Origin of the sequence: Anaerocolumna jejuensis DSM 15929 (assembly GCF_900142215.1) — a bacterium.
Classification (GTDB): domain Bacteria; phylum Bacillota; class Clostridia; order Lachnospirales; family Lachnospiraceae; genus Anaerocolumna; species Anaerocolumna jejuensis.
Genome location: NZ_FRAC01000015.1, coordinates 58,777 through 84,160 on the forward strand (window position 1 = coordinate 58,777; position 25,384 = coordinate 84,160).

Annotated in this window: 17 protein-coding genes and 1 pseudogene; 4 read left to right on the forward strand and 14 right to left on the reverse strand. The window is 37.2% G+C overall.

Annotated features, from left to right (window positions below; genetic code table 11):
* Nucleotides 1-6 precede the first annotated feature (6 nt).
* The 5 genes from BUB77_RS15210 to BUB77_RS15235 all read right to left on the reverse strand — a co-directional run bounded on the left by BUB77_RS15210 (nt 7) and on the right by BUB77_RS15235 (nt 9,656).
* Nucleotides 7-2,274 carry a DEAD/DEAH box helicase gene (locus tag BUB77_RS15210; protein WP_084124300.1) on the reverse strand — a complete coding sequence of 756 codons (2,268 nt, stop codon included), beginning with the start codon at nt 2,272-2,274 and terminating at the stop codon, nt 7-9.
* Between the two features lie 51 nt (nt 2,275-2,325).
* Nucleotides 2,326-3,651: an ATP-binding protein gene (locus tag BUB77_RS15215; protein WP_073277430.1), complete on the reverse strand. Its 1,326-nt coding sequence runs from the start codon at nt 3,649-3,651 to the stop codon at nt 2,326-2,328.
* Nucleotides 3,641-5,620, reverse strand: coding sequence for a TerB N-terminal domain-containing protein (locus tag BUB77_RS15220; protein ID WP_073277432.1), 1,980 nt, complete (start codon nt 5,618-5,620; stop codon nt 3,641-3,643). Before BUB77_RS15220 ends, BUB77_RS15215 begins: the two co-directional genes overlap by 11 nt.
* Nucleotides 5,621-6,099: 479 nt before the next feature.
* Complete coding sequence (locus tag BUB77_RS15230; RefSeq protein WP_242962525.1) at nt 6,100-6,633, reverse strand: GRAM domain-containing protein; 534 nt, start codon at nt 6,631-6,633, stop codon at nt 6,100-6,102.
* Nucleotides 6,634-6,926: 293 nt separating this feature from the next.
* Nucleotides 6,927-9,656, reverse strand: a complete 2,730-nt coding sequence (locus tag BUB77_RS15235; RefSeq protein WP_073277436.1) for a right-handed parallel beta-helix repeat-containing protein — start codon at nt 9,654-9,656, stop codon at nt 6,927-6,929.
* A gap of 674 nt (nt 9,657-10,330) precedes the next feature.
* Between BUB77_RS15235 and BUB77_RS15240 the strand changes: the two genes are divergently transcribed.
* From BUB77_RS15240 to BUB77_RS15255, 4 genes are all read left to right on the forward strand, one after another.
* Nucleotides 10,331-11,401: a mannose-1-phosphate guanylyltransferase gene (locus tag BUB77_RS15240; RefSeq protein ID WP_073277438.1), complete on the forward strand. Its 1,071-nt coding sequence runs from the start codon at nt 10,331-10,333 to the stop codon at nt 11,399-11,401.
* A 26-nt stretch (nt 11,402-11,427) separates the two neighbouring features.
* Nucleotides 11,428-12,456 carry a GDP-mannose 4,6-dehydratase gene (gene gmd, locus BUB77_RS15245; RefSeq protein ID WP_073277440.1) on the forward strand — a complete coding sequence of 343 codons (1,029 nt, stop codon included), beginning with the start codon at nt 11,428-11,430 and terminating at the stop codon, nt 12,454-12,456.
* Nucleotides 12,457-12,516: 60 nt separating this feature from the next.
* Nucleotides 12,517-13,470, forward strand: a complete 954-nt coding sequence (locus tag BUB77_RS15250) for a GDP-mannose 4,6-dehydratase (protein ID WP_073277442.1) — start codon at nt 12,517-12,519, stop codon at nt 13,468-13,470.
* 197 nt (nt 13,471-13,667) lie between these two features.
* Complete coding sequence (locus BUB77_RS15255; protein WP_170866662.1) at nt 13,668-14,255, forward strand: ATP-binding protein; 588 nt, start codon at nt 13,668-13,670, stop codon at nt 14,253-14,255.
* Between the two features lie 36 nt (nt 14,256-14,291).
* Here the strand turns inward: BUB77_RS15255 and istB are convergent, their stop codons facing one another.
* The 9 genes and pseudogenes from istB to BUB77_RS15300 all read right to left on the reverse strand — a co-directional run bounded on the left by istB (nt 14,292) and on the right by BUB77_RS15300 (nt 25,301).
* A complete protein-coding gene (gene istB, locus BUB77_RS15260) occupies nt 14,292-15,050 on the reverse strand; it encodes an IS21-like element helper ATPase IstB (RefSeq protein ID WP_073277445.1) in 759 nt (252 codons plus the stop codon).
* Nucleotides 15,047-16,594 carry an IS21 family transposase gene (gene istA, locus BUB77_RS15265; protein WP_073277447.1) on the reverse strand — a complete coding sequence of 516 codons (1,548 nt, stop codon included), beginning with the start codon at nt 16,592-16,594 and terminating at the stop codon, nt 15,047-15,049. Before istA ends, istB begins: the two co-directional genes overlap by 4 nt.
* Before the next feature lie 855 nt (nt 16,595-17,449).
* A complete protein-coding gene (locus BUB77_RS15270) occupies nt 17,450-18,388 on the reverse strand; it encodes a glycosyltransferase family 2 protein (RefSeq protein WP_073277449.1) in 939 nt (312 codons plus the stop codon).
* Between the two features lie 13 nt (nt 18,389-18,401).
* Nucleotides 18,402-20,699 carry a DUF6020 family protein gene (locus tag BUB77_RS15275; RefSeq protein ID WP_073277451.1) on the reverse strand — a complete coding sequence of 766 codons (2,298 nt, stop codon included), beginning with the start codon at nt 20,697-20,699 and terminating at the stop codon, nt 18,402-18,404.
* A 216-nt stretch (nt 20,700-20,915) separates the two neighbouring features.
* On the reverse strand, nt 20,916-21,122 hold the full coding sequence (locus tag BUB77_RS31010; protein WP_408606406.1) for a mobility-associated LCxxNW protein: 207 nt from the start codon (nt 21,120-21,122) through the stop codon (nt 20,916-20,918).
* Nucleotides 21,123-21,246: 124 nt separating this feature from the next.
* Nucleotides 21,247-21,456, reverse strand: a complete 210-nt coding sequence (locus BUB77_RS30465) for a hypothetical protein (RefSeq protein WP_242962526.1) — start codon at nt 21,454-21,456, stop codon at nt 21,247-21,249.
* A 292-nt stretch (nt 21,457-21,748) separates the two neighbouring features.
* Nucleotides 21,749-22,638, reverse strand: a pseudogene (locus BUB77_RS30890) (glycosyltransferase family 2 protein).
* Nucleotides 22,631-23,047: a GtrA family protein gene (locus tag BUB77_RS15295; protein WP_242962527.1), complete on the reverse strand. Its 417-nt coding sequence runs from the start codon at nt 23,045-23,047 to the stop codon at nt 22,631-22,633. Before BUB77_RS15295 ends, BUB77_RS30890 begins: the two are co-directional and overlap by 8 nt.
* Nucleotides 23,048-23,060: 13 nt before the next feature.
* On the reverse strand, nt 23,061-25,301 hold the full coding sequence (locus BUB77_RS15300; RefSeq protein WP_073277453.1) for a hypothetical protein: 2,241 nt from the start codon (nt 25,299-25,301) through the stop codon (nt 23,061-23,063).
* Nucleotides 25,302-25,384: the final 83 nt, after the last annotated feature.

Below are 25,384 nucleotides of genomic sequence, written 5' to 3' on the forward strand. Positions count from 1 at the left end.
GCTTTTTCACGACAAGCAATTTCCTGCTTCAGCTTCGGCTATTTTTTCATGACAAGCAAATTCCTGCTTCAGTTCCCTCTTCATCCCCTCCGCATCAACATAATCTGTAAGGAATTCCTTCATCAGGAGCTCCGGGGGTAAGTATCTGTTGTACTTTCCCGATACAGAGATTTCTCCTTCCGGTTTTATTCCACACATATCTACGGGCTCTTCACTGATTCTCTTTAACAATTTAAGCAGGCTCTCCTCATCCCCATCCGGGTATATTACCTCCAGGCTATAGGGGCTGTTCTGCCTGTTGGCATACCCTTTGTCCTCTAATAAAAGGGACAATGCTCTTAGCTGCTTTGTTCCAAGCCACGGATATATTTCATAAAGGGAATTCACTTCCGTAGCCATAATGGTATATTTCAAAATACCGGAGGCTTTGGACAGATTTCTTATTTCCTCCAGCTTCTCTTGGGCATCTCCTGTCAGATAAGGGTATTTCTCCCCGGTTTCCATTATTTCCTTCATTTTTTTTACCACTCTGATATCAATATCAATTCCGTCAGGCCCGACAAAGGGAGTCTTGGCTATACCAGAAGACTTCTCTACAAAAATCGTTCCGCTTTTTTCATCCGTATCAATAACAAGCCAGGCAGTACCGGCAAGATTGAACTTGCAGCCTATGGGATATGGCATCATAACGGTACCAATCTCACGGCTTTTATATTTCACAGAATATTCCCTTGTAGTTTCAAAGACGGACAAAAACGCAAAGTGATTAATAATACGCTCTCCCGCACCTCCCAGCATAAGTCCTCCCCGTTCTGAGTACATAAGCTGGTCTGTCTTAATCAAATGCCTTAACAGTATTTTGTAATCCTCCTTGGAAACCTTGCAAAAGGGGGACAGGGTAAGAATATACTGGGCTAGCCCGGGAACTGAGACCTCCCCTTCTCCTGCTATATGGCTCATAGTCTGGTGATACAACAGCCCTGCCGGGAAGAGGGGAATCCGGTTCTCTTCTATCCAGCGTTCCTTCACATACAGCTCAATTATTGCAATACAACGCAGCAATTCCCAATCAATAGCCTTCATTACATGTGCATTATCAGAGACTTGTTTTTCACAGAGAGCAAAATACATAACAGCAGGGCCTCCCATCCTGCCGCACCTTCCCAATCGCTGTACAAAGCTTGACACGGTAAAAGGTGCCGCAATCTGGACCACACGGTCGAGAGTACCGATATCAATTCCCAGCTCCAATGTAACCGTAGCCCCTGTAACCAAGGGAAGCTCCGATTCCTTCATTTCTTTCTCCGTGGCTTCCCGATAAAAAGCGGATATATTGCCATGGTGAACCCGGTAGACATCCTCCGTCCCCTTCTCTGCGGCAATTTTTTTAAGAAAGGCAATTATCATTTCAACCTCTGACCTGGAATTAGAGAAAATAATACACTTCTTCCCCAGGGTCTGGCGGTAAACCGCCTTGTAGAAATCAAAGTTTAAAGCAGGCACCTTTGAATCTTCCTGTACTTTTTCTTTAAAATATTCCACTGCCAGACTGAGCCTTTTACCAGAGGAACCTGTCTCAGGCGTTACACACTGTCTGTTGGTGCCGCAATTTAACCACTGCTCTGCAAGAGAGGGATTACCAAGGGTTGCCGACAGCCCGATACGTCTGGGATTAATCCCAATCAGTCTGCTAATCCGCTCCAGGTTGCTAAGAAGCTGTATTCCTCTGGAATTTCCCATAAAATAATGTACCTCATCAATGATAACAAACCGAAGCTCTTTAAAAAGTATCTGAAGTTCTTCCCTTCTGTTCAACAACATGCTTTCCAGGGATTCCGGCGTAATCTGCAATACTCCGGAGGGATTCTTAAGAAGCTTCTTCTTTTTATCAGCAGCCACATCCCCATGCCATCTGGTAACCGGTATACCGGCTTCAGACAATAAATCCTTCAGCCGGTAGAACTGGTCGTTAATGAGGGATTTTAGCGGACTGATATAAAGGATTGCGACAGAAGAGGAAGGAGTTTCATAAATTTGGGTCAGGGCCGGTAAAAATGCCGCTTCTGTTTTACCTGAAGCAGTACCGGAGGACAGCAGGACATTGCAATCCGTGTCAAATACCGCCTTGCAGGAAGCCACTTGAATACCTTTTAACTCTTCCCACCGGTGGGCATAAATATACTCCTGTATATAAGGTGCCAGTCTGTCAAATTCACTCATTTCCATTCCTTCCTTTCTCATAGCGAAAAGAGCAAAATCTGCTATATGCAGCATTCTGCCCTTTTCATTGTACCTATACCATAATCCGTCTGAAACTCTATCATACTATAGCTCAAAATCTGCGAATTCCTGATGTATTGCCTCTTCTCCTATCCTATCTTCTGCAAAGGTAAAATTGCCGCCTCCAAGAATAGTACGGATATCCGTATCTTTATTCTGCATGGACAGATTGAGAAGCTCTATAAAATCCCTGATTATTTCTCTTGGTGTAACCTTGCTATCAGCTCCTACACGAGAAAGCTCTGTCTGTAAAAAGCATAAATAATCCTCCTGCTTCAGCTTCACTGTATAATCATAGAGCTCACCATGAATCAGCGCCAGCTTCTCCACTAAAACAAACAGTTCCTCATGGGAAAGTGGTGCCAGTCGAATTATGGGAGACAGCATATCCCTGTATCCCTTCTCCCTTGCAAAGCGTCCTTCCTCCAGCCTGGATTTCAATGCTTCATAACTGAATATACCTTTATGGGAATCCTCAATACATTGGGGCGTGCCGCCCATAATGATGCCGATATGCTCTGCCTTTCCCTGAAGAACATCATTATACATAGTCAGAATTTTCTCATAATTATACTGCCTGGCAATGGTATGCGGAATCTTGAAAAGATTGACAAGCTCATCAATCAGTACCAGCATTCCGCCGTAGCCTGCCCCTACCAGAAATCCGGCAAAAAGCTTCAGGTAATCATACCAGTTATCATCCGTAATCAGAATATTCACCCCAAGCTCATTCTTTACTTCCGTTTTGGTAGCATATTCTCCTTTAAACCATTTCAAAACCCGTGCTTTCTTTTCCTCGTCACTGTCTTTGGATGCACTCCGGTATAGCAGCAGCATTCTTGAGAAATCGAAACCATTTACCATTCCATCCAGACTGTTAAGAGTCTCTAACACCTTCTTATTCACTGCTGCTTCAAATTCCGGCTCATCGGGAGACAGGTTATATTCCAGCAAGACAGCAGACTGAATACCGGACAGCCATTTTTCCAGAATAAGAGGCAGTGCCCCTCCGTCCGGCTTCGTCCTTGTTGCCATATTTTTAACCAGTTCCCTGTAGGTGGCAAGCCCCTGCCCTTTATTCCCGACTAATCTGCGTTCCGGCGATAAATCCGCATCCAGTACAACAAAATTCTTCTCCATCGTATAGTTACGGATTGTCTGCAGAAGAAAACTCTTCCCGCTTCCATACTTTCCGACAATAAAGCGGAAGGAAGCACCTCCGCTAATCACCATATCCACATCCGAAAGAAGAGCTTCTATCTCATCCTTTCTTCCCACGGCAATATATTCAAGCCCTATTCTTGGCACAACCCCTCCCCGCAGGGAATTCATAACAGAATTTGCAATTCTCTTAGGTATTTTATTTGTCATCTTCTAACTCCTTTAGCATATTCCTTACAGCACTCTGATAATCCTCGTAAATATCTGGATATAAGTCTGCCATATCTAACAGATTATCCCCAATGACCTCCAAAGCAGCTTCATTGATTTCCTCATAGAGGACTTCCACAAGCTTATTTTCTTTTTTTGACAGCTCTGTAAGCTCCCTGGCTGCAGCGTTGCCGGAAGTTTGAAGAAGAAGGTTTAATATCTCAAAATGAACCGGCTTTAGCAGCCCTGCAAGCTCTGCCCACTGATCCGCTATACCGGGCTCCTGCTCCTCTGAAGCAGGAAGCGGCCGGCCTTCCTTCGCAGAGACCATCTTCTCCTCAACGGAATAGGATAACTCTGGCTTTCTCTCAGAAAGGACTTTTTCGGTACTTTTTTCCTGCTCACTTATCAAAGCAACAGGGAGGGATACCTGAGGGTTTCCCCTGCCAGCCTCTTCACAATTACCTACGGACAGCTTGTCCTGAATTTCAAGGCTTTCTTCTCTAATTCGATTCAGCTGATTTGTATCGATGGAAAGAACTACTTCTTTAGGAGAAACTTGTTCCCTTCCAGTCATAAAGGCTGGGGGTTCCTTAGAAAGAAACAACAAAACGCTATTCTTAATAATCTCATCCAGTTTTTCACTGGATAAAAGCTTGTACAAAGTCTTCGTAATCTTTTCATGGCTAATATCATGAATAAAACGATGCTTATCCGTCGTAAGCTTATATTTATAATCCGTGAGCTCCCGGAGCTGCTTTTCCATGCTTTTCATAATATAACCAAGGAAAAGTTTTGCAAAGGGATTATTTACTTCCTCCTTGCGGTATTTCCATTCCATTCGGTTATAAAAATAATACTCATCATTCTGAAGATATACGAATTTTTCATATTTCGGAGGGAACTCCTCATAAAAGCTTACGGAAAAAGGAATCCAGCTCCTGTCCTTTAATTTCTGATAAATTATACTGTGAACATCCTTTCCGGCTGCCTTGAAATAATTGTCCAGCTCCCCTAAAAGTTCCTCAAAGCATAGGGCAATTCCCTCTTCCCTTTCTTTCGTATAATATTTACTTTTACTGATTTTGTAGGAGGATATGCCATCATAAGCAAGAAATTTCCACCCAGTCCCTGTTTTATCAATAAAATACTCCTCGAACTGTCCGGGCTCCCGGTAAGGTGCAACAGCTTCCTTAAAGCTTTCCCTGAAATTATTGCAGACATAGTATGCCTTAATGTAAGCAATAAACAGGCTGTCATTTGCGGTAAATCCCTGTGCTCTCATACTGTTCCACAAAAAGAAAAGCTTCTGCAGCCCCTCATACCGGTCCTTGATTCCTATATTATTGACAATCTCCGATAGATAAAGTATGAAATACGAATTATCCGCATTCTGATAAACCCCTCTGCGTATTCCTGTCCGCCAGGTAATATAGGTTCGCAGCTGCCTGTTGTCCATCTCCCCATAAAAGGGTTTTGTACTTCTATAATCTGCCTTCCACTCATAAGCTTCCTCTAAATCCGCTAACAACTTTCCCTGTTTTACAAAAAGAGAAGCACGCTGCTTAAGGTAATTTTTTTCATAGCTTTTTCCATAGTATCCGTTGCCATATAAGCTTCTGTAAGTATTATCATAATAATAAACTTCGTATTCTCTGGATAACCTGCGCATTTTCTCAAATATGACATTCAGTTCCTTATTGGGCTTGTCTGGTTTTGAGCTCGTATATGCTTTCTTTTTCTCCTTAGCCTTTGAAGCAGTTCTGGGAAGAATATTTTCCGATTGCATCTTTTTATCCGGCTTTTCTTCCAGTACAGTTTCCCAGAATACTTTATTTATAAAATCATCCACAATCTGGTTCATTTCCTTCTTAGCCAGCGTATCCTTAAGCGGCTTATCTTTTCCGTCCACGCCCTTTTGAATCATTCCACTCATAATTGCTTTCACAAAAGCTTTCATTCCATCCATACAAGGCCTCTCTCTTAGCTGGTATTGCGATAGTTTCTTTCAGTTTATACCATATGAAGTTTATAGGCAAGAGATTATGAAAATATTACTATTGAAATCATAGTCTGAAATAGCAGGAATTATTCACGTCCGATAACGAATCATTCCTAAATAAAAGACAGAAAAAGACTGCACCTTCTGAACATATTGAAAAATGCTCCTAGTGAGTATCCTCTAAGAAAGAATTTTACATACAGAAATCTTCATTGAGAATTTTACATGCTGAAATCTTCATTGAAAATTTTTAAGGCAAAGAGAAAAATCTGGTTGAAAATCATATTAACTTCCATATCACTAAATGACTGTTGTTTCCTGTATTCACACCATTTATTTGACTATGAGGGTTACCGCCTGCGGGCGGCACACCCCATACTCATTGTTCTTGCCAAAGTGCAGCCGGATTGGCCTTTCTTTCGGTTGCTGCTTTCCTTTACCGGGTTTTAACCGAGAGAAATGCCCGCCTTGTCCGCCAGAAAATCCATCCATTTTCCTCTTTTGGTCATGGAAAATTTATCTGTTATTTGATTTTCGGTCTTCGGTTCCTCATAGGTAAGAGAAATACCCATAGGAAAAATACCCTGGGTGCATTTTTCAATTTTATGGATGCTTTTATAGGGAATCACAATATCATTATCCAAAAGACCTGTCGGATAGACAACCCGTGTCTCTGTAAAATAAATCCAGCCCTGCTTCCACTGTCCCATTATTCCAATCAATCTTTGCCTATAGTTCGCTTGAAGGCACTCTATAATTGTATCTTCCTGCTCCATCAACCCGGCTTTCACAAGATTGTTTTTCAGTTTTTCTTTTTTCTTATCATTCATAGCTCTTTTATCCTTCCGTTTATAGTTTGAATTTTCTTTTGTTACTTTCTTGTGAGAAAGTGCTTTTGCATGCTCCCGCCAGGATAGTATGGGAGCTGCCGCCGTACTTAACAGCATTTTATTCGTGATAAATGCCGCCTTATCCACCATTTATTTATTCGGTTATATTTGTAAAATGCATTATAGTAAATTATTACCACTTTCTTATCTTATATAATACGGCAAAATCGACCCATAGCCTGGAATAGCAGAAGCCATTCACGTCCGATAACGAATCGTTTCTGAATGAAAGACAGAAAAAGACTGCACCTACTGAACAAATTGAAAAAGTATTCCTTGTGAATATCCTTTATTCACATTCTTTCTCAATTGTCAGAAAGTGCAGTCCTAACGAAGCGAACGCTTTATAAAATATTTATCTAATGAAACACCTTTAGGTTCCGTTATTGGAGCATATCAATCAAATCACTGACTTTATCTATTAAGTCATTGTAATTATCCGATTTATCCTTTGTTTTTATCAGGTTATCAAGGGATTCCAATATCTTCTCTGCCTTGCTGATCTCCTCCCCACCTGCAGCCTTGCTCTCAGCCTCCGACCAAATAGCCTTACAGATATCAAGGCTCTCTGCAATGATATAATTAAATTGCTCCCTGCTGATTATCTTAGGCTCCATAAGCCTGGCTTTTGCCATAAATAATTTCATATCCAGCAATGCCAATTTATACTGACCCTTTTCCAGGCGCTCCATAGCATTGTTAAGATTACTTATTAACGGATTTTTCAAACCCTCTTTGATATCCAGGTTATATACATAGTCCCTCAAATTATCCGTCAATGCTTTCGCCGGCAATCCCCGTGGTCCGAAATCACCCATACTGAGGTTCTTGAAAAACGGCATTTGACTAAACAGCTCAAGACCAGCCTTGAGCTCATAGTTACCGCTTCCGTATCCTATAAATCCGGGGTCTGTGGTCATGGCAATATTATTGCTGCCAAGCATAAGCTCTTTGGCACCTCTGGCACCGCTGGAAAGGGTGGTACCATTTGTCAGGCTAAGAGGGAATTTTAAATTGACCGTCAGGTTCTCATCAAATACATTGGTTGCCACGGCTGCATAAAATTCCTGGTCAAAGGTCAGAAGTTCCGGATACTTTGCAGCATAAACAGGCTTTGCGGCATAGGTTTTCACAAGCTCCAGTCTTCTGCTGGTCTCTGCATCTGCCGTGTTCCAGGTCATGGCGGGTTTATAATTGTCAAATCCCCAATAGGTGGCAGAACAGTCCAGGAACAAATTTCCCTTTACCATATTACGTGTACCCTGGGCCCTGACAGCCACAACATTATTCGCTTTGTCAGACCCGATATTGGCAAAGATATTATTGTAAAGCTGCAATGCATGACCGTTATTATCCGTTCTAATGCCGCATACGTTAAACTGCTTGGTATATTCTCCTACGGGGTAGATACCAAGATTGTAAATATAGTTATTCCGGAATATGGTACCCCTCTGCTGAGGGCTGATTTCATTACGCGTATAGATGGCATCCATATCCAGACATTCTTTCACCGCATCATGGATTTTATTATATTCAAAGATATGGTCATTTCCGCCAAAGTTTAAAATACAATGGGGCCCGTCATATACATCGTTATATGCAACCCTGCACCCAACCCCCTGCAAAGCAATTGCGGGATTATAAGCCCGGTGCTGGTAGCCGATTCTATGTATTGAATTACTGATAATTGTATTTTCACTTGAAGTAAGAGTCTCATAATCTCCCCCAGACATAAATACACCTGTCCCGCCGATATTCTTAATCTCATTATTTTCAATTTTTATCTTTGTCCCCCGGAAAATCAGTCCCCCTTGTCCAAAATTGCGTATCTGGCAATCTCGGAACTCTATTCCTTCCACACCCTGTCCGTCATCCAGAAATCCATCCCAGATATGGCCCGGAAACACCTGGGCTTCCGGATAGTTGGAGGGAGCAGCAAGTCTTAGGAAATGCTTTGAGGCAGGGTCAAAGGTTATCGGATTCGTGACATTATTTTTAATCAGAAACTCACCATAAGTCATCATTTTGTAATCCTTGGTGGTTCCCAAGGCCGCATAGCCTCTTCCGCCCTCAATGGTCATATTGGTCACAGCAATGTTTTTGGCACCGTTAAAATAGAATATGGGTTTTCCAATGGTGGACAGTTCCATAGTATATCTTTTTGCATTAAAATCTTTAGGAGGAAGATAGTAAAGCTTTCCAGCTTCCCTGTCAATGTAATACTCTCCTGCCTGATCCATCTCTTCCAGAAGATTCTCCGCAAAGTACCAGCCATTGGTGTAATAGGTCTTAATCTTACCTTCCTTTAGCTTGATTTTTTTCTCTGCCGTATCTATGGAATCAATTGGATAGTAGTTATTTTCATAATTAATGGATAATGTACCGCAAATCCATACATCCTTTGCCTTTGCCCAGTAGTTAGGCCTATCATTATCATATTTGAATGCCAGTTCCTCAGGCAAAAGGTTTTTATTATTTACAGGAATGGTGCCCGTATTGGGATAGCGTGCAAGTGTCTGATTTTCTCCGTTCACAATCAGCTCGGATGCCATATACTGTCCCTTATTAAAATAATGATATCCCCTTGTATTCAATACACCATACTCAGTAATGCCATGGGCTCTCAGGTCTGCGACCATAACTTTACCCGCAGCGTCCTGATCAATAATCCGTGCTTTTTCCTCATCATTTACAGGCTGAAACCAGCTTTGTTCAATAGGCTTACCTCCTGACAGCCTTACATTTTCCCCAGGATAAGCCGTATAGGTAATCTTTCCGTCCTCATAGCCCGAATCCTCCGGTCCAAATTCCAATGAATTGTAGACATAATAGGTACCTTCCCGAAGATACACCCTGGCACCGCCTTTTGGCAGTTTGCCTTTGGCAATTAAGGTTCTTACTGCTTCTTTTGCTTTTTGGATTGTTTGGAATGGTGTTTTTTTACTGCCATCATTGGCGTCATTGCCTTTGTTGTCAACATAAAAGGCAGCAAATGCAGTTGACGTTGATGTTGATAATTGAGCGGTATTGGTTGACGCATAGCTTGTCAGGCTCATTGACACGACAAAAAGTGCCGTTAGCAGGATACAAAGAATTTTTTTAACCCTTTTCATAATTTCCCTCCTGAATTTTGATTTATTTAATAACGGTGGGTCCGTTATTAACGGTGGTTAGTATTTAAAACCTGTTTGTTCCTTTACAAAGTAATTTATACGGCTTACTGTTTTATTAATATATACAGAAAATCATTACATATTTTATAACTATCTGATTAAAATGGGATGCACTTTTATAATAATTTCGTAAACCTAAAGAAAGTTTTATGATTTTAGAGTATGCTTTCTCATCTTATAAATTTTATTTATCAAAAGCGCTTAATGATTACAATTATTCCTTCTGCATTTAAATTAAATTATAATATTTGTATAATTAAATCAAAATATTTTTAGTTGCTTTTATAATATTGCATATATTTTATCAATATTTATGTATGTAATTATATTTATTTCACAAAGCATCAACAATATTAGATATTTAACATTATGGTAATATTTTAACCTGTTTTAAAAAACATTGAATTTTATAAACATTTAACCATAAACATATTATTCAAATGTCTAATCCCAATTTAGAACATAGGATGGAATATAGTAGCTAATTCGTTAGTCCAATCTTAAAAGAAGAAAGGCTAAATTCACCAAAATTGAATTGCATTATCGTGCAATGTCGGGTATTATATATATTAGATTCACATTTATACTTAAGAATTAAGGGAGAACATAAGAATATGAAAATAACAGCTCTCATAATGGCTGGTGGCCGTGGCGAAAGATTTTGGCCTAAAAGTCGTAAAAACTTACCAAAACAATTTCTTTCACTTACTGGTGATGGTAAAACAATGATTCAGCTGACAGTTGAAAGGATTTTGCCTCTTGTAAGTATCGAAGACATTTACATATCTACAAATAAAGATTATAAATCTCTTGTTTTAGAACAACTTCCAAGCATTCCAAAGGAGAATATACTTTGTGAACCGTGCAGCCGTAATACTGCTCCTTGTATCGGATTAGGTGCTATACATATTGCTAAAAAAAATGAAGATGCCATTATGATGGTACTTCCTTCTGACCACCTGATTAAATACAATAGTATGTTTTTAAATACCTTAAAGGATGCTATTGATATTGCACAAAATAACAGTAACCTTGTTACTATAGGTATTACTCCTGATTATCCCGAAACAGGCTATGGCTACATTAAATTCAATCCAAGTATCTGTTCAGGAAGAGCCTTTGAAGTAGATCGTTTTGTTGAAAAGCCCAATCTCGAGACCGCTAAGGAATATCTGGCATCCGATGAATATTTATGGAACAGCGGTATGTTTGTTTGGAAAGTATCTTCTATTTTGCATAAAATAAAAGAATTTATGCCAACAACATATTCAGGTCTCCTTAACATACAATCCGCTATAGGAACACCCGAAGAAGACTTTGTCTTAGAAAAGGAATTCTGCGATTTACAGTCAATTTCAATAGACTATGGCATTATGGAGAAATCATCTAATATTTATACGCTTCCAGGAACATTTGGCTGGGATGATGTCGGTTCATGGCTAGCAGTGGAACGTATTAAAACCAGTAACGAATTAGGTAATGTGGTAGATGGGAATGTAATAACTATTGATTCAAAAAATTGTATTATAGAAGGAAGCAAAAAACTTATTGCTGCTGTTGGTATCGAAAATCTTATTGTAGTAGACACGGAAGATGCCACATTAATTTGCCAAAAAGACAGTGCAGGAGACATTAAAAAGATTCTTGAGAATCTTAAAATATGTAATAGGAATGAATATCTATAGAATAATAATAAAGGAGTTAACTATCAATGAAAAATGCATTAATAACTGGTATTACAGGACAGGACGGTTCTTATCTTGCAGAACTGCTCTTAGAAAAAGGATACAATGTCTATGGTATTATGAGAAGAAAAAGTGTTGTTGATTATGGTAATGTTGAACATATTAAGGATAAAATACAATTCATATATGCTGATATGACTGATATTATCTCCCTAATCAATGCGATGAAAATATCCCAGGCTGATGAGGTTTATAACCTTGCTGCACAATCTTTTGTAGCTACCAGTTGGGAACAGCCTCTTGCCACTGCTGAAATAGACGCTATTGGCGTAACCAATATGCTGGAAGCTATCCGTACTGTTAAACCTACTGCCCGCTTCTACCAAGCCTCGACCAGCGAAATGTTTGGATTGGTACAGGAAATACCCCAAAAAGAAACCACGCCCTTCTATCCCAGAAGTCCTTACGGAGTTGCTAAGTTATATGGTCACTGGATAACCAAAAATTATCGCGAAAGCTTCAAACTTTTTGCCTGTAGCGGAATTTTATTTAATCATGAAAGTGAGCGTCGTGGCAAAGAGTTTGTAACAAGAAAAATAACAGATGCAGTAGCCAGAATTAAGTTTGGTATTCAGGAATATCTGGAACTTGGCAATATGGATTCCAAACGCGATTGGGGACATTCCAAAGATTATGTAAAAGCAATGTGGTTAATGTTACAGCAGGATACACCAGATGATTACGTCATTGCCACAAATGAGACCAGAACCGTCAGGGAATTTGTAGAGACTGCTTTTCATCTTGTTGGTATTACAATAAAGTGGCAAGGTGATGGTGTTAATGAAGTTGGTATTAACCAGGAAAACGGTCAAATAATTGTTAAAATAAATCCTAAGTTCTTCCGTCCTGCCGAGGTAGATATCCTGCTCGGAGATCCTTCCAAGGCGGATGAGAAATTAGGCTGGAAACGTAACATTCCATTCACCGAATTAGTAGAGAGAATGATAAAGAGTGATATGGAATTAGTACAAAAGGAAATTAAAAACACTAAGTAAAAATGAATAAGAAATGAGAATGTCTCAAATTATTTGGGACATTCTTAATTTGGAGGAAAAATGAAAGCATTAATTATAGGCGGTGCCGGATTTGTAGGTAGCTACCTGATAAATCATTTATATCATGATTGTAAATGGTCGGTAGCAGTGACAAAGCTTGAAAATGAGTTTATTGAAGAAGATTATGTTACTCCATATAACCTAGATATTCTGGATAAAGAAGCTATCCATCAGGTACTGAAAGAAGTCAGACCCGACTATATCTTTCATCTTGCAGCACAAAGCTCAGTTGCACTTTCATGGAAGAACCCTGCCTTAACAATAGATGTTAATATCAAAGGCAGCATTAATGTGCTTGATGCCATACGGGAACTGGATTATAACCCCCGCATTCTTTTAATTGGCTCTGGAGAAGAGTATGGACACATCTTACCGGAAGAAACTCCAATAACAGAATCAAATCATACCCGTCCGGGTAATATCTATGCTGCCACAAAGGCTTGTCAGAATATGCTAGGTAAAATCTATTCTGATGCTTACCAGATGGAGATTATAATGATACGTGCTTTCAACCATATTGGTCCCAAACAATCTCCTATCTTCGTAGTCGCAGATTTTTGCAAACAAGTGGCTGATATTGAAAAAGGGCTAAGAGAGCCTGTTATCAAGGTCGGCAATCTTAGCGCTAAAAGAGATTTTACGGACGTAAGGGATGTCGTTAGGGCATACTCCTTACTAATTCAAAAAGGTGCAGCTGGTGAAACTTACAATGTTGGAAACGGCGAGGCAATTAAGATTGAAGAATTGCTACAAAAAATTCTCTCGTTTTCTACTGCTAACATAAAAATTGAGACGGATTTGACAAAATTACGACCTGTAGATGTTCCTATCATTGAAGCTGATATCAGTAAATTACAAGATTGTACTGGATGGAAAAGAAAAATTTCACTTGAACAAACGATAATGGAGACGTTAAACTATTGGCGTATTAATAAATCCAATGTGAAATCTTAAATGATTTATTAGTAAATGTCAAATAACCATTCCAGACCAATAAGTTGGCCGCCCAATTTGGGCGGCTGTGGCAAGCATTGACAATTTGACCATTCCAAGATAGTAATCAATTAAGCTAAGTTAAGATGATTTCCGTCTAGCAGAAGACGGATTTCCATTTTTCCGGAATGCTGATTTCAATCAGCAAGAATATTCACATGGCTGCAACGCTGGATAAAGTCTATCATTCAGAACTATTTCTTGATCTTGATCACCTTACCCTGATGTCAGAACTGATTGGGTCAGAATACGCGGATATAATCAGTAAACGTGTTAACAATCGGCTGCGTCATGCAAAACTGATCGGATGCCCTCAGACGATTGAAGAATGTCAGTATTCGATAACCAGAGAATATCTGCCAACAGGAATCACTGATGTACTGTCTTCAATGGCATTCATACGGGATGGACTCAATATATGCATACTTGGACCATCCGATAGTGGAAAAACACATCTTGCGAAAGCACTGGGGATTGCTGCCTGCAATAATTACAAGGTTGAATACCACCATTGCGAGTCCTATCTTGAAGGAATGGTTTCACTAAAAGAAACGGATTATAAAAAATATAATCGTAAGATGACACTTTTCGCAAAGCTTGATCTGCTGGTACTTGACGATTTACTACTTCACACTATCACAGCTGAACGGGAAATCAAAGTTCTGTTTTCTGTTTTAGAAAAAATGAATATTCCGGTGGAATGTTCCACCAGTTCCGGATGGGTGGTTTCACCCATTCCGGTTTGATGTTCCAGTGGTTCCGGACACGGAACCAGCATTGTTTTACTTAGTTGCTTTTATGTTTTTTAAACCATAGACTTCACGCATATTTGCGTCTGCCTGAATTTCAATGGTATATGAATCATGAACAATTCTATCCAGGATGGCATCCGCAAGGGTTGCTTCCCCGATTTTCTTATGCCAGCCCTGTGGTGAAAACTGGGAACAGAAGATGGTGCTTGTCCGTTTATGTCTGGCATGTATCAGCTCAAACAAATCTTTTGCTTCTGTGTCTGTCAGGCTGGTTAACAACCACTCATCTAGGATGAGGAGTTTGTATTTACTGTAAGAGCTCATCAGTTTCTTATATGTACCAAGACCTCTTGCAGTATTAATATCTGCCAGTAAATCAGGAAGTCGCAGGTACTTTACTGTATAATACTGCTTACAGGCTTCTACACCGAAAGCACAGGCCAGATATGACTTACCCGTTCCGGTTGCTCCCATAATGATGATGTTATGGGCATCCGCAATATACTCTCCAGTAGACATGCGGTGTATAAGTGACTTATCCAGTTTTCTTCCGGAAGTATAGTTAATGTCAGCTATGTTAGCCTGTGGCTGATCAAAAGCTGCTCTTTGAATCAGGCGATGCAGCCTATTATTTTTCCGGCTGATATATTCAACATCTACTAGGTATCCCAGTCTTTCTTCAAAGGAAAGATGATCCTGGGAATTATCCTGTAACTGGATACGCAGTACATCAGCCATTGCAGTAAAGTGCATTTCAATCAGTTTATTTAAAGTGGTTTCATTATTCATCCGTTATTACCTCCATAATAGTCAGCACCGCGGGTAAAACCGCCGTCATCATCATCTTTGTTTTCAGGTTGAGTATTGTCGGAAATATCCAGCTTGTCCTGACCGGTTTCCAGAATGGTCTTAACACTTTTATAGCTGGGCTGCATGGTGTAGTAAAGTGCTCTGGCACAGGCACGTTCCAATCGTTCTACAGAATACTTATCCGCCAGTTTTAACAGTCCCATGCAACTTCGATAACTTTGCTGTTCAACCCTCTTTGAGGTAATAATTGATTTGATTGTTATGACAGTACTGAGGCCTATCTTTTCAGCCCATGATAGAAATCTTTTGGAGTCCCATTCCTGATAATGCTGATGGTGCGCTGGCATATGTTCCGGTATGGTACTGTACATGCCGTCTCTTCCGGATAATCTGGGATGTGAACATATGCGGTTGTTTTGATAAAACACCTCAATCATTGAACTTGTTACTCGCACTTCTACCCTATGTTTGATATACTCATAAGGTACAGAGTAGAACATCTTATCTACCGATATGTGGTAATTAAATGCTACGGTAGCCTGTTTCCACTCTGACAACTCGAAGGGCGTAGCAGGTAACGGCAGCAACAAAGACTTTTCTTCCCCAAGAAAGATGCTGAGTCTACTCCCTTCTTTCTTCTGGAAAGCTCTTGTATTAAAAACATCGAGTTTCTTACGGATATCTTTGTTTAATTCCTTGATGGAAAAGTACTGTTCGTTTCGTAATGAAGCAATGACCCATGTGGAGATTTTACCAACGGTTCCTTCTACAGAGGCTTTATCTTTTGGATGTCTTACTCTTGCAGGAATGACAGCGGTGTTATAGTGTTCTGACATTTCACGATAAGTTTTGTTGATTTCGGGATCATGCCAGTCTACCCTGTTAACACCAGTCTTTAGATTATCTGGCACAAGAGTTTTTGTGACACCTCCGAAGAAACGGAACATATTTACGTGAGCAGTGATCCAGCTTCCCATTTTCATATCAGGAAATGCTTCTACGTAGGCGTACATACTATAAGGCAGTACAGCAACAAATATATAGGCATTTAGGAGTTCGCCGGTATCTCTGTCACAGTAATGGGTCATCTGTCCGGCCCAGTCAACCTCACAGATTTCAGCAGGTTTTCGCTTGATATGCATGGTAGCCTGTTTCTTCTCTGCATACTGCTGGTAGTGATAACAGAATTGTGAATACATCAGTGGAAGTTCACCAGAGGTACGACAATCTTCACAGTATTCGGTCCAGAGAAGACGTTTTGAAACGCCGTTGCGCATGAGTTCTTTATGGATATACTCCATGTCTGGATAACGGCGGTTCTGTGTTATGGTAGCTTTGGGATTGATTTGTGTTTCCAGAACACAATCGGTTATGGTTGGTTCTAATGGCCACTGGATGCCAAGTTCCTGGGAACGGTTAATAACGTTCCGGACTGTTTTACGTGCACATCCTACACTGCCAGCAATGCTGACCTGACTGAATCCCAGACTATGAAGTCTCAGGATTTCACGATATTGGGTCATAATAATGACCTCCTTCATAATGGATTTACACCATTTGGTGTATGTGACCATTATAGAGGTTAAAACATCTATTGGAACCTATCCGGTAAGGGTGGAACATTTAACCGGTAGAGGTGGAACCTAACACCGGAACTGATGGAACTTGGGCTCCGGAATATTCAAAAAGATGTGAAGCGTCAAAGAGCACGATTGTCTGTTCACAGCGTGAGCCAAAGAGTTGGACATCTATGATATTGAACGATGAAGTTGCTTCGAACGCAATCATGAAGAGAACAACAAAGCATTATACTGTAGTAATAAACACGAAATCGATCGATTAAATACTGGCCGTTAACTCCACCGGGCGGCAATTGGTAAACGCATCAGTGACCGGTGCAGATTATCATAGAAATATGAATCTGTATATGACACCATCTTTTGAAGCACATACAGTCCTTATAAATATATTCAATTTATTTTAAGTGATATTCTTGGTACGTAAGCGCCTAATTTGGGGGTGTGCCTGAAATTAGGCGCTTACCTTGGTACGGCTTTTCTTCAATATCCTGAATTTCTGGAAGACTACACACCATGGTATCCTTCGATTCAAAAGATTTGTCGCTAATAGCCAACCTTCAAGAATACCAGAAGGTTGGCTATTTTTATATGCACTGACTTATTTGACGGTTACGAAAGAACATTTGAAATGAGCTCTTGAATTCCAAATAAAATGCTAAACAGAGCATATATTTCAATACTTTCCAAAGTTACAAGTCACCAAATAATAAGTACAAAAGAATTTCTTTGTGTTTTTATATATTGGTTCAAAACTGGAAGCTTTATAGGTTTATCAAATACGTCTTCTCTGTTATTCATTTATTTCATAAGTCCCTTTTTCTCATCACTGACACGTTGAAGGTTCATTTCAAAATCTTGCCTGTTTTTTTGTATGCCAGTCTGAAGCTGCATACCCGAGAAAAATGCTTGAATCGCAGCAATCATGACAAATCCACACATTATCAATGTGGGGATTTTAGCCACCAAGCCCGTTTTAATATATTCTGTAGCTACAGGAATGAAAAATAAAATCGAAATCACTGCTAACAATGCTGCAATGGATCCGAAAAACCCCCTCGGATTATATGTCCTATAAAGTCTAGCTATTGTTTTAAGCACCTTGATTCCGTCAGAATATGTATTTAATTTTGACTCACTGCCTTCTGGCCTATCTCTGTAATCTATAATCACATTTTCAACATACATATTCTTATCAATAGCATGAATGCTCATCTCCGTTTCTATTTCAAACCCCTTTGACAAAACAGGAAATGTCTTAATAAATTCATAACTAAATGCCCTATATCCTGTCATAATGTCTTTAATATCATTGTGAAATAAGAAATTTATACTTTTTCTAACAAGCGAATTCCCAAAGTTATGAAATGGTCGCTTATTCTCCGAAAAATATGTAGAAGACAATCTATCTCCAACCACCATATCAACATTCTTGTTCAATACAAGGTCAGCCATTTCTTTTGCATTTTCTGCAGGATAAGTATCATCACCATCAGTCATTATATAGCATTCTGCATCAATATCTCTAAACATTCTGCGAATAACATTACCCTTACCTTGCATATATTCATTTCTGACAATAGCACCCGCTCTTTCAGCGAGTTCAACAGTACGATCTGAAGAATTATTGTTGTATACATATATACTTGCTTCAGGTAAAACCTTTTTAAAATCTGCAACTACCTTCTCTATTGTTTTCTCTTCGTTGTAACACGGAATCAAAATCGCTATTTTATCCATAATCTGCCGCTCCTTATTCACTAATAGTCATTTTTACTAATTGAAAAGATACTTTTCTTGTATCAGCGTTATCTGGTTGGACTTCACTAATAACCTCTGCATCAGGTAGATATAAGTCAAATTTCAACTTTTTATCATTAACCTTTGCATAGAAGATAATTTCTCCGCTGCCATTTATACTTCCCTCAGAAACTACGTTTTCATTCTGTTTAATAACATAAGATTTTTTTCCATCAAATGTGCCAAGCACAGAAAGATCAACTTTTAAATTCTTATATTTATTATTAGCAGGTATCTCAAAAGCCACGCAGTCGCCATCAGTCCATGAAAACATTCCTTCATTTCCTGATAAACCGCTTTTAACATAATCGGAAGCATTGTACTCATCCCCTGCTAAATTGATAACGAATTCACCCCCTCTATATCTTTCTATGACATGTGTCTTTGCCCCGACATTTACACATAAACAAAAAAAAGTAATAACAAACGTCGCACATAAAATCTTTGTATTTATTGTTCTCAGACAGTTTCCTTGAATATCACGCTCATATATGACTTGCTGTTTTGTTTCATCTATAAAAGGTAATAGGAAAATGACTGGAAATGCCATCGGTATCATTACTATATACCTATAGGCATATGCAATAGGTGCAGCAATCATAATAATGCCCCAGGAAGCAATCAATGGGAGCATTACAAACATTCTCTTTCTTCTATAACTGTCTTGGCACGCAACAACAACTCCAGAAAAAAGTAGTAGCCATACCATTGTTCCCGAAGGAATAAACTGCATTCGATCAAGCAATAATCCTTCTATTGAAATCCCGGTAATACTTTGAATCAAATCAGTTGCCTGATAGCCTCTGTTATATAAGTCTTGAATTCCTAACCAGTAATCCCAATAGTTTCCTTGAAATACTCCAGGCTGCCAAAAACCAAGCATCTGCATCAAATACGCCTTAACATAAGTCGAAAAATGTGGCATCAATAACTGAGCCCAAACTTTAAGAAAATCGCCAAGGTGATTTTTCAAATAAACGGCATCAACAGCATTTTTTATATCGTCACTTAATGTGGGGCAATAATTCTTCATCCACGTTTCCCTTGGCATGACTGAATATATTATTTCAGCCTGCTCATCAGATAGTGCCCCCCCTTCACTTACAACGGCAGCAATTTGCTGTAAAGGAACTGAAAATGATTCTATTAAAGAGTCTTTTCCAATTCCAAGCATATTGTAAATAGGTCCTTGAATTATTAATGCCATGCATGCCACAATGATTCCTGTTACAATAAGCCTTTTTGCCTTTTTTCCAAGTAAAATTGCTATCCCAATGATGCATAAAATCAGAACATATGTACCATTATTTCTCCAGAAACAAATAAAAAGCGAAATTGCCGCAAACCTAATGCAATAACCAATTGATACCAATTTATCTTTAGGATAATCCCAAAACAGTAATACAAGTAGCACTACTGCTGCAGAAAAAATTCCATCTTTCCAAAGAGTCATGCTATAGGATGCAAAGAAACCAGATAATGCATATATACATAAGGAAACATATGCAATTAATCTTGGTGCACCCTTTTTTCTTATTGTTGCTACCGTCACTGCACAAACTGCTGAATAAACCACAGATTCTGTAATAGCATATAAGAAAAGAGCTACATTAATATCCTGACTTATTAATCTTCCGACATATATGAACAACCTTAACAGCAAAATATATAAAATAACCCAATGATTATTTGATGGGATACCGTCTTGTAGCGAATACTCTAACGTTACTGCTCCATCACCTACTACCCCCGCCGGATAAAATGTCAATAAATATGGTAACCATGAAATAAAAATGATAATCCAAGAGACTATGAAAAGTGGCTTTACATTAATGACATTGTGATCAAGTTCGTTTATTCTATGCTTTTTTATTAGCTCGACAATATTAACCAATACTGGAAAAGTAAGAATTGCTAATGAAAAACCTGTAAGTATACTAGATATGTCTAAATCAATGAAATTCTCACTAATGCCACTACGCATTTCAGAATAATGAACTTCATGACCAGCAATTATCGCCAATGATAAGAAAACAGAATAAAAGCCTACAATTATCTTTTCTCTGCGCATTACATTTAGGCTCAACATCTTGCGATAACATAAGCCAATTATAATTGCTACCAATGAAATCAAAACCATATTACTATTTCCAAATTTCTCAAATGTATTAATTGTAGCCACAGCAATTACAGAAAAAGCTAGCAGCTTATATGTTTTACAATTATTTGCAAACAAAGTCTTAAAATACATTAATCTTTACCTCTCATAATGATTAATTTTTGTGTATACAGTTTAAGTATCCCTATAGCAGATATACTGTTTGAAAAGTACTCTTTTCGGTATTTCAGTGCATCCCTATCAATATAAAAGTGTAATAGTTTCCGGATAGGAAGTGCGGTTTGTATTGTTTCTTAGTATTCTGGTGGTACTTCAATTCCAGCATCCCGGATCAGTTGTTCTAGTTGATCAACACGATCCTGCAAGTGCTGTATACTCAATCCAGTTGCCATAGCATAGTTCATCAGCTTCCTGCAGATCAAACCTTGTAAGTTCACGGTCTGTCCATTTCAGGTAGTTGTGTTCTCTATTGAATGCACAATAATTATTCATGGATACCACCTGCTTTCTGACTAGCTTTAAGACCATTACGTTCACGCATTGAAACAGTTCCATCAGTCATGATATCGTATGCGTTTGGTTTGATACGGTCTATGATTGTTTCAGCAACAGTAGCATCTGCATCTGTACCGATTCTGGATAGCCATCCTTTTGTTTCAAACTGTGTGCAGAAAATCACTCAGCCTCGAATACTTCTGATTCCAATGATTTCCAATAAATTATGACATTGCTCACTGGTAAGCGGAGACAGAAGAAATTCATCAAGATTTCGGTCTGGAAGGTATTCGATATCCTCCATACATGCATTTGGATACCGGAATCCAGCCTGCTTCATAAGTTTTAGGAGAGTGTTGTTCTTCATGTTGTCCCATTGTCTGTCAACCAGCATTCCCACCCGGTCTTCAAAGAAATAGGATCAAAGGCATGGCTGTTACACTGCTCTTCAAAAGCGGATGCCATGCATGTAAGTCTTAAATCTTGCATCTTATCTATTGTTGATTGCTTAATCATTATCGTCCACATCCATAATAAGCTGAGCCACGGGTAATTCCGTATTGGCTGTCTTTGCCGTATTGCACCTTTTCGTCTTTTGCTTTTTCCATCTTATTCTTTAGAATAATGGAAATGTTCTTTAGCCTCGGCGCCGGGGAGAATCGCTGATAAGTAGTCATAACTTATAGTTAATTTTTATTTAACATGATTTCATATAGTTGATTATGTTTTTTCACAATAACATCTAAAATAATTCCACAAATCCACATTAAAATAGAAATTACTGCAATAATACAGGATACTATCAAAGATGAAATTTTGGTACTTTACCTGTATTAATAAATTCTATAAATATTGGTATAAATAATGCTAACGAGAATAGTAACCCTACTATTGAAATCATTGAAAAAATATATAAGGTTTATAATCTCTAAAAAGAATATCTATTGTCTTTATTACTTTAATACCATCAGATACAGTATTCAATTTTGATATACTTCCTTCTAGTCTATCTCTATAGTCGACGGGCATTTCTTTCAACATAAAATTTTATCTAATGCATGAATAGTCATTTCTGTCTCAATTTCGAAACCTCTTGATAGAATAGGTAATTTTTTAACAAATAATTTAATAAATGCGCTATAACCTGTCATAATATCTCTTATAATTTTTTAATTAACAATCTTACTAATCGATTTCCTTGAAACAATCTTTTATTTTCTGTAAAATAAGTAGATGATAGTCTATCTCCAATTACCATATCTACTTTGTCATTTAAAACAGCATTTACCATATCCCTAGCATTATCTGCTGGATATGTATCATCCCCATCAATCATAAGATAACAATCTGCATCTATTTCCCTAAACATACTCCTTATAACATTTCCTTTTCCTTGCCTTTTTTCATAGCGTACTATAGCGCCGGCATTTCTAGCTATTTCATCAGTCCCATCAATCGAATTATTATCATAAACCTATATATCAGCTTCATGTAAAACTTCCTTATAATCTTTAACTACCTTTTCAATAGTTAAACTTTCATTATAACAAGGTATTAATATTGCTATTTTATTCATTAGTACATATTCTCCTTTTTTTATGATCTTCTAAAAATAATTTTCTAGTAATAAAATTCCAAATCATGACTACACAAGTAGCGATGATCTTTGATATCATATAAAAAATTTTTATTTGCTCAACTAATATCAACATCATAACTTGGTTAATTCCTAATCCTATAACACTCAAAAAAATGAATATCATAAGTTCATTTCTTTTTTTTATATTTTTTTTACCCTCAAAAACCCAGCACATAGAACAGAAATAATTAAAAATTGTTGATATTGTGAATGAAATAGCAGCAGATAGTAAATAGTAGACAGAAAAAAAATCTGTTAAAATAAATAATATAGAATAATCAATTATAAAAGCGATTACCCCCACTATGCCAAACTTAATAATCTGCAGAGCTAGTTTTTTCATCATGTTTTTTCTTCCTTTAATAAATTTTTATAGAATATAATCCAAATCCTAATTTACGGGTATCTGCACTCATCCCAATCTCTTGTGGTGAGACTAATTTATCCGTTATTTTAAAAACTAGATCTAATGACGTTGCACCAGCAATCATATCTAATGGAACTTTAACTTCATAATTGTTTACTCCTGTTGTAAAGCAAAGTGTACTTAAATAATCCCCATTTACATACATTTCCACATTTTTTTCACTATTAAATGCACTAACTTTTAAATTTATATTAATATCCTTTTTAGGCTGTTCATTAAGTGGAAAATACAACCCACTATCATTACCTTCTGACCAAATTCCCCAATTTTCTTGTACTGACCATCCCCGATTTAAATAATTATTTGAATTGTTGTTATTGGAATAATTAACCACATCACCAAGAATGTAAGTAAATCCATTTAGCTTAACACCCTCTTCCTTTAATTTTTGTGCTAAATTATTACCATAAACAAATATCTTCTCATCATTTAAATCATAATCTAATTTAACCTTATATAATTCATGATAATCACAGCCGAATTTATAATCTTTAGTGCCATTTACAATTATAAAAGTTCCTTTTTCTAGTATAAAATTTTCATCATAAATTGGTTGGAATTTAAAATCTTTTAATGCCAACTGATAATTATGCGGAAATATATTATATAAATATATAGTTTTATTTTTATTGTCCAATTTGATATTATTAAAAAAGTGATATGAACTTTGTAATGATTGATACATACCTTGAGAATCCGGTATTAAAACACTATTAGCGGTATGTGCATATGATATAATAAATACAAATAAAATAAAACCAAAACTGCAAATATATTTCTTTCTATTTAGAAGTAACACAATTATAATAAAACAAATTAATGCAACTAATATTGCTGTTATAAAAGACAATTTTGATTTTTCAATACCGTAATTATATGAAAATGATTCAAGAGTAAAAATATTTAAGCTAACAACTGTCTTTTCAGGGTTAGTTATATCAATTGCTTCTATAATAAAAGTATATAAATAATGAGCTACTAAAATCAAACTACTTATAGCTAAATCAGTCATAGTAACTCCATATTTAATTATTAATTTTAAAGTTATCATTATTGCTGGTCCTAATAGATATTCAGTATATCTACCATATATGTAATAATAACCACTTGCATCTTTTAAATCAGTTGTAAAAAATATTATAGCAACACCAATAGCACAAATTACTAAACAAATGCAAAATGCACCAAAAAATATTATATTATCATTTTCAATACCATTACATAATCCTTTATTATGTTGTAAATATACCTTAATCACTTTACAATATACAATTACTCCCAATACCAACAATCCTAAACTTGCAATTAGCAAATAAAATATATAACCAGAAAAAGCACGCAAATATACATATAATGTATCAATACTAAATATATTTTCTATTGCTCTATGGAATGTTTCTGCAAATGTATTTCGCAACTCACTTTCACTATTAACTAACCATACTTTTTTCAAGAAATATCCTTCAATTAACTTATTAACATAATATAAAAATAAAAATGTTATAGTAAAAGGTATTAATGATATGACTTTTTTTCTAAATGCTATAATATATAAAAATACTATAATTATAACTGCTGCAATAACAGCTATAAATCTACCATGAGTTGCATAACCATACATCAACGCTATTGCCAATAAAATACTATTAATACAATTATATTTTTTATTATTATATGTTTTATAACATTTTAATATCAAATAACATACTATCCATAAAAGTAGCATTACTAAACTTTCATTCCAAGCCCGCTTTGACAGAGTTAAATAGCATGGTTGTGCACCGACTACACATGCTATTAAAAGTGTAATTTTATCATTTTTCATATCAAAGTGTTCTTTTAATATTTTATAGGCAACTACCGGTATAAAGGAAACAATAAAAGAATTTACCAATATTATTGCTTTATATAATAAGATATTGTCATTAATTAAATAAAATAAAGGAGTATATAGTATAGCTTGCCCATAACCATAATAATTTTTATAATTACTTATTGATGTAGACCAATCCAATCCAGATAGATATGCAGGCACCCCCAGTGGATTTAATTCATCCGGGATAATTGTCAGTACTTTTAATTGTATAGCCACAACTGCATTAATTATAAAAAATAGACTCCAAATAAAAACAGCTTTACTATCAATTATATCATAAGTCTTATATTTCTTCATTTTAACTCCCTTTATCATATATTTACATAAATCATTTTATTGTTTGTGTTCTGTTATACCATTAGCGCTAAATATCTTTACTT

Excerpts from the sequence above, each read along its gene's own strand:
- BUB77_RS15210 (WP_084124300.1), bottom strand. The coding sequence starts at position 2,274 with ATGCTGCATATAGCAGATTTTGCTCTTTTCGCTATGAGAAAGGAAGGA.
- BUB77_RS15215 (WP_073277430.1), bottom strand. The coding sequence starts at position 3,651 with ATGACAAATAAAATACCTAAGAGAATTGCAAATTCTGTTATGAATTCC.
- BUB77_RS15220 (WP_073277432.1), bottom strand. The coding sequence starts at position 5,620 with ATGGATGGAATGAAAGCTTTTGTGAAAGCAATTATGAGTGGAATGATT.
- BUB77_RS15230 (WP_242962525.1), bottom strand. The coding sequence starts at position 6,633 with ATGGTGGATAAGGCGGCATTTATCACGAATAAAATGCTGTTAAGTACG.
- BUB77_RS15235 (WP_073277436.1), bottom strand. The coding sequence starts at position 9,656 with ATGAAAAGGGTTAAAAAAATTCTTTGTATCCTGCTAACGGCACTTTTT.
- BUB77_RS15240 (WP_073277438.1), top strand. The coding sequence starts at position 10,331 with ATGAAAATAACAGCTCTCATAATGGCTGGTGGCCGTGGCGAAAGATTT.
- gmd (WP_073277440.1), top strand. The coding sequence starts at position 11,428 with ATGAAAAATGCATTAATAACTGGTATTACAGGACAGGACGGTTCTTAT.
- BUB77_RS15250 (WP_073277442.1), top strand. The coding sequence starts at position 12,517 with ATGAAAGCATTAATTATAGGCGGTGCCGGATTTGTAGGTAGCTACCTG.
- BUB77_RS15255 (WP_170866662.1), top strand. The coding sequence starts at position 13,668 with ATGGCTGCAACGCTGGATAAAGTCTATCATTCAGAACTATTTCTTGAT.
- istB (WP_073277445.1), bottom strand. The coding sequence starts at position 15,050 with ATGAATAATGAAACCACTTTAAATAAACTGATTGAAATGCACTTTACT.
- istA (WP_073277447.1), bottom strand. The coding sequence starts at position 16,594 with ATGACCCAATATCGTGAAATCCTGAGACTTCATAGTCTGGGATTCAGT.
- BUB77_RS15270 (WP_073277449.1), bottom strand. The coding sequence starts at position 18,388 with ATGGATAAAATAGCGATTTTGATTCCGTGTTACAACGAAGAGAAAACA.
- BUB77_RS15275 (WP_073277451.1), bottom strand. The coding sequence starts at position 20,699 with ATGTATTTTAAGACTTTGTTTGCAAATAATTGTAAAACATATAAGCTG.
- BUB77_RS31010 (WP_408606406.1), bottom strand. The coding sequence starts at position 21,122 with ATGGAACTGTTTCAATGCGTGAACGTAATGGTCTTAAAGCTAGTCAGA.
- BUB77_RS30465 (WP_242962526.1), bottom strand. The coding sequence starts at position 21,456 with ATGCTGGTTGACAGACAATGGGACAACATGAAGAACAACACTCTCCTA.
- BUB77_RS15295 (WP_242962527.1), bottom strand. The coding sequence starts at position 23,047 with ATGATGAAAAAACTAGCTCTGCAGATTATTAAGTTTGGCATAGTGGGG.
- BUB77_RS15300 (WP_073277453.1), bottom strand. The coding sequence starts at position 25,301 with ATGAAGAAATATAAGACTTATGATATAATTGATAGTAAAGCTGTTTTT.